The sequence below is a fragment of the uncultured Thermus sp. genome, assembly GCF_938010445.1.
Taxonomy (GTDB): domain Bacteria; phylum Deinococcota; class Deinococci; order Deinococcales; family Thermaceae; genus Thermus; species Thermus altitudinis.
Genome location: NZ_CALLUR010000026.1, coordinates 1 through 4,714, shown reverse-complemented (window position 1 = coordinate 4,714; position 4,714 = coordinate 1). Strand labels below are relative to the sequence as shown.

Genomic DNA, 4,714 nt, shown 5'->3' with positions numbered 1-4,714 from the left:
CTTTTGGGCTTTCCTATAGGCATCCCTTCTCTCTTGTAGAGCGGCGTTATAGAGTTGACGACACAGGGAAAGCACCTTCTCCAGGTCTCGCCTTTGGGGTTTAGTGGGGTAGAGGCGGTACTTGAAAGCCTTCTTGTAGGTGCTATCCTGAATGCGCTTCACCTCCCATCCAGGTGGTGCCGGGTCCGGGGTGGGCGTACACCGCTGGACCATTTGCTCCTAGTGTAGCCCACTGTGGGGGGTCCATGTATCCCCGGACTGAAGGTCCGGGGCATTATGGACCCCCACGTCCCCCTTTTTCTGTAAAAGGGCGCCCCCCTGGGTTTCCCCAGGGGGGTTTCTGGTGGAGCCGAGGGGATTCGAACCCCTGACCTCCTCAATGCCATTGAGGCGCGCTCCCAACTGCGCCACGGCCCCAAGCAACGCCTATGGTACCGAGGGGGAAGCGTTTTGTCAACGGGTCCAGAGGCCTATGAGGAGGGCCAAGGCCACAAAGATGACCCCCAGGATGACGGTGAGGCGGTAAAGCCCTCCCGTGACCCCCCGGGCGGAGAAGAGGTCCGCCGAGCCCCCCATGAGGTCCCCAGCCCCCTGTTTGGGCTCCTGCACCAGCACCAGGTAGACCAAAAGCCCCGCCACGCCCAGGTAAAGGAGGATGACCAAGGTGTAGAGAAAGTCCATACCCTTACCACTTTAGCGCGAAGGCCAGGGTCTGTCCACCCGGCCCGGGGCAAGGTATAAAGGGGTGTGGAGCTGGCCGAGATCTACGCCGCCTCCCGGCGCATCGCCCCTTACGTGCACCGCACCCCCCTCCTCACCTCGAGGCTCCTGGATGAGCTTTTAGGCAAGCGCCTCCTCCTCAAGGCCGAACACCTGCAAAAGACGGGGAGCTTCAAGGCCCGGGGGGCGCTTTCCCAGGCCCTGACCCTGGAAAACCCCCGGGGGCTTTTGGCGGTGAGTAGCGGCAACCACGCCCAAGGGGTGGCCTACGCCGCTAGGGTCTTGGGGATCAAGGCCCTCATCGTCATGCCCGAGGAGGCAAACCCCTTTAAGAAGGAGGCCACCCGGGCCTACGGGGCCCAGGTGGTGGACCAGGGGGTTACGGTAGAAAACCGCGAGGCGGTGGCCAAGGACCTCCTCGTGGAGACCGGCTACGCCTTCATCCACCCTTTTGACGACCCCTTGGTCATGGCCGGGCAGGGCACCGCGGGGCTGGAGCTCATGGCCCAGGCGGGGAAACTCGGTCTTTTTCCGGAAGCGGTCTTGGTCCCGGTGGGGGGCGGAGGGCTCCTGGCCGGGGTGGCCACGGCGGTAAAGGCCCTCTCCCCCAGCACCTTGGTCCTGGGGGTGGAGCCCGAGGGGGCGGACGACGCCAGGAGGAGCCTGGAAACGGGCGGGATCGTGCGTCTTCCCCAGGCACCCCAGACCCGGGCGGATGGGGTCAGGACCCTGGCCTTGGGCCAACACACCTTCCCCATCTTGCAAAAGAGGGTGGACGCCATCCTCACCGTGAGCGAGGAGGCCATCCTGGAGGCCGAAGGCCTCCTCTTTACCCGCACGGAGCAGGTGGTGGAACCCACCGGGCCCCCGTGCTGGAGCACGGGAAAAGGCTTCCCAAGGTACCGGCCCTTCTACCGGGAGGAAACCGCGGCTTCCCTCCCTAGGGGAGTCCTGGCCCTCCTTCTGCCCCAGCCCACGGAGCCGCCAGGGGAACCCGAACACCCAAGGCGGGACTTCTTTCCCTGGAAAGGAGGAGTAAGCTTACCCCGTGATCGTTAAGGAAGCGCTTCTACCCATAGAGGAGGTGGCCGGCAAGCTGGGCTTAGGCCGGGAAAGGCTTTACCTCTACGGCCCCCACATGGCGAAGGTGCTGGGGGAACCCCCTAAGGCCAAGGGAAAGCTGATCCTGGTCACGGCCATCACCCCTACCCCGGCGGGGGAGGGCAAGACCACCACCGCCATCGGCCTAGTGGACGCCCTTTGGCGGCTTGGGAAAAAGGCCGCCTTGGCCCTAAGGGAGCCCTCCTTGGGCCCGGTCTTCGGGGTCAAGGGCGGGGCCACAGGGGGCGGTCGGGCGCGGGTGGAACCCCGGCACGAGATCAACCTGCACTTCACCGGGGACTTCCACGCGGTGACCAGCGCCGTGAACCTCTTGAACGCCCTTCTGGACAACCACCTGCACCAGGGCAACGAGCTGGGGATTGACCCCAGGCGCATTGAGCTCAAAAGGGCCATAGACATGAACGACCGGGCCTTAAGGCACATCGTCTTGGGCCTGGGGGGCAAGGCCCACGGGGTGCCCCGGGAAGGGGGGTTTGAGCTCACCGTGGCCAGCGAGGTCATGGCCCTCATGAGCCTGGCCCGGGACTTTAAGGACCTAAAAAGACGCCTGGGAAGGATACGGGTGGGTTTCACCTACGAGGGGAAGCCCGTCTACGCGGAGGATCTAGGGGCGGTGGGGGCCATGGCCGCCCTCCTCAAGCAGGCCTTCCTCCCCAACCTGGTGCAGACGGCGGAAGGGAACCCGGCCTTCGTCCACATGGGGCCTTTTGGCAACATCGCCCACGGCACCAACTCCCTGAGGGCAAGCCTATGGGCCTTGGGTTTGGCGGACTACGTGGTGCAGGAGGCGGGCTTCGCCACCGATTTGGGCCTGGAGAAGTTCATGAACGTGGTGGCCCGCACGGGAGGCCTGGTACCCGAGGCCGTGGTGCTGGTGGTCACCCTGCGGGCCCTCCGCTACCACGGGGGACAGGACGCCTACGAGATGCCGGACCTTGAGGCGGTGCTCAAGGGCCTTGCCAACCTGGAAAAGCACGTGGAAAACGTGGAGCTCTTCGGTTTTAAGCCGGTGATCGCCTTAAACCGCTTCCCCACGGACGCCCTGGAGGAGATCGCCCTGGTGCGGGAGTTTGCCCGGGAAAGGGGCCTGCCCTTGGCCTTAAGCGAGGTCTACGCCAAAGGAGGGGAAGGGGGGCTGGAACTGGCGGAAAAGGTCCTGGAGGCCCTGGCCCTCCCCCACACCTACCGGCCCCTTTACCCTTTGGAGATGCCCCTCGAGGCCAAGGTGGAAACCATCGCCAAGGAGGTCTACGGGGCGGAGGGGGTGGAGTGGAGCGAGGAGGCCAAGAGGGCCCTAAAGGCCGCCAAGAAGGAGGGGTGCGAGGCCCTGCCCGTGGTCATGGCCAAGGCGGCCACCTCCCTTTCCGACAACCCCAGGCTCCGGGGGCGGCCTAAGGGCTTTAGGGTCCGGGTCACGGACCTAAAGTGCCGGCTTGGGGCGGGGTTTGTGGTGGTCTACATGGGGGGGATTGAGACCCTTCCCGGCCTGCCTAAGGCGCCCCAGGCCCTGGGGATTGACGTGGACGAGGAGGGCAACATCCGGGGCATGGACTACTGAGTTCCCCCGCCCTGGCCTTGCCAGGGTAGGGGTCCCCATCCCAAGCACCCGGGGCCGGGCTATACCCCGTGCCCGTCTGCCCGTTGCTTCTCCACGGGAAGCCCCGTGGCCCCGTGGAAGGCCTCCACCTCCTCCAGGAAGCGGCGGAAGAGGTAGAGGGCGTCGTGGGGGCCGGGGGCGGCCTCAGGGTGGTACTGCACGGAGAAGACGGGGTAGCGGGTGTGGGCCATGCCCTCGAGGGTCCCGTCGTTGAGGTTGATGTGGGTAGGCTTGAACTCCTTGAGGGAATCTATGTCCACCGCATACCCGTGGTTTTGGCTGGTGATCTCAATCTTGCCCGTGAGGAGGTTCTTCACCGGGTGGTTGGCCCCCCGGTGGCCGAACTTCATCTTGTAGGTGCGCCCCCCCGAGGCCAGGGCCAGGAGCTGGTGCCCTAGGCAGATGCCGAAGGTGGGCAAAAGCCCCATGAGCTTCCAGATGGTCTCGTGGGCGTAGCGGGGCATGGAGGGGTCCCCGGGGCCGTTACTGATGAAAAGCCCGTGGGGCTCCAAGGCCATGATCTGGCCCGCCGGGGTTTTGCCAGGCACCACCAGGATCTCAAAGCCCTGGGCCGCCAGGTTCTCCACGATGGCGTGCTTGATGCCGAAGTCCATGACCACGATGCGCCGGCCCGACTTCAGGGTGGGCCAGGCATAGGGCAAGGGGGTGGAGACCTCAGGGGTCATGTCCCGGCCGTCGATATCCGTCCAGGCCCGGGCCTCTTGGCGAAGGGCTTCCAGCTCCTCCGGGGTAAAGGTGTGGTGGGGGTCCCCGAAGAGGCTGGCATGGGCGATGGTCCCCTTCAGCACCCCTCCTTCGCGGATCTTGCGCACCAGGGCCCGGGTGTCCACGCCCTCTATGCCCACCACCCCGTAGAACTCCATGAACTCCCCCAGGGTCTGCTGGGCCCTGGGGTTAGAGGCCACGCGGCTAAACTCCTTGGCCACAAAGCCCTTCACCCAAGGCCGGTTGGACTGCATGTCGTAGACGTTGACCCCGTAGTTGCCCTGGTGGGGGTAGGTCATGACCACGATCTGCCCGTGGTAGCTGGGGTCGGTCATGATCTCCTGGTAGCCGGTCTGGGCGGTGTTGAAGACCACCTCCCCCACCGTCTTTCCCCGGGCCCCGAAGGCGTAGCCGTGATAGACGGTGCCGTCCTCCAGGACCAAAACCGCGCGTTCCTTCACGCCAGCCATTCCTCCTCCTCTATGCCCACCCTAGGATGCGCCCCCAAAGGCCCACGCCCATCCCGCCCCGACCAGGGTTAGGCCGGAC

4 protein-coding genes, 1 tRNA gene and 1 pseudogene are annotated in these 4,714 nt (G+C 65.4%); 2 read left to right on the top strand and 4 right to left on the bottom strand.

Translation table 11 applies throughout. The features are described from left to right. From Q0693_RS01455 to secG, 3 genes are all read right to left on the bottom strand, one after another. Positions 1 to 213 (bottom strand): helix-turn-helix domain-containing protein (locus tag Q0693_RS01455; protein ID WP_298628625.1); only part of this gene is annotated, 213 nt, incomplete at its 3' end. A 128-nt stretch (positions 214 to 341) separates the two neighbouring features. Further along, positions 342 to 417 (bottom strand) — tRNA-Ala (locus Q0693_RS01450). Between the two features lie 36 nt (positions 418 to 453). Then, complete coding sequence (gene secG / locus Q0693_RS01445; RefSeq protein ID WP_243028280.1) at positions 454 to 681, bottom strand: preprotein translocase subunit SecG; 228 nt, start codon at positions 679 to 681, stop codon at positions 454 to 456. Positions 682 to 747: 66 nt separating this feature from the next. On the opposite strand from secG, the pseudogene Q0693_RS01440 reads away from it, so the two are divergent. Then, positions 748 to 1,664: pseudogene (locus Q0693_RS01440) on the top strand (threonine/serine dehydratase). A gap of 104 nt (positions 1,665 to 1,768) precedes the next feature. After that, positions 1,769 to 3,400 (top strand): formate--tetrahydrofolate ligase, encoded by a 1,632-nt coding sequence (locus Q0693_RS01435; RefSeq protein ID WP_298628621.1) that lies wholly within the window; start codon positions 1,769 to 1,771, stop codon positions 3,398 to 3,400. Positions 3,401 to 3,459: 59 nt separating this feature from the next. Here Q0693_RS01435 and carA read toward each other — a convergent pair whose 3' ends face one another. Then, positions 3,460 to 4,635, bottom strand: a complete 1,176-nt coding sequence (carA, locus tag Q0693_RS01430) for a glutamine-hydrolyzing carbamoyl-phosphate synthase small subunit (RefSeq protein WP_243031292.1) — start codon at positions 4,633 to 4,635, stop codon at positions 3,460 to 3,462. Positions 4,636 to 4,714 lie beyond the last annotated feature (79 nt).

Bases quoted from the DNA above. Each gene is read 5' to 3' on its own strand.
- secG (WP_243028280.1), bottom strand. From the start codon at position 681: ATGGACTTTCTCTACACCTTGGTCATCCTCCTTTACCTGGGCGTGGCG.
- carA (WP_243031292.1), bottom strand. From the start codon at position 4,635: ATGGCTGGCGTGAAGGAACGCGCGGTTTTGGTCCTGGAGGACGGCACC.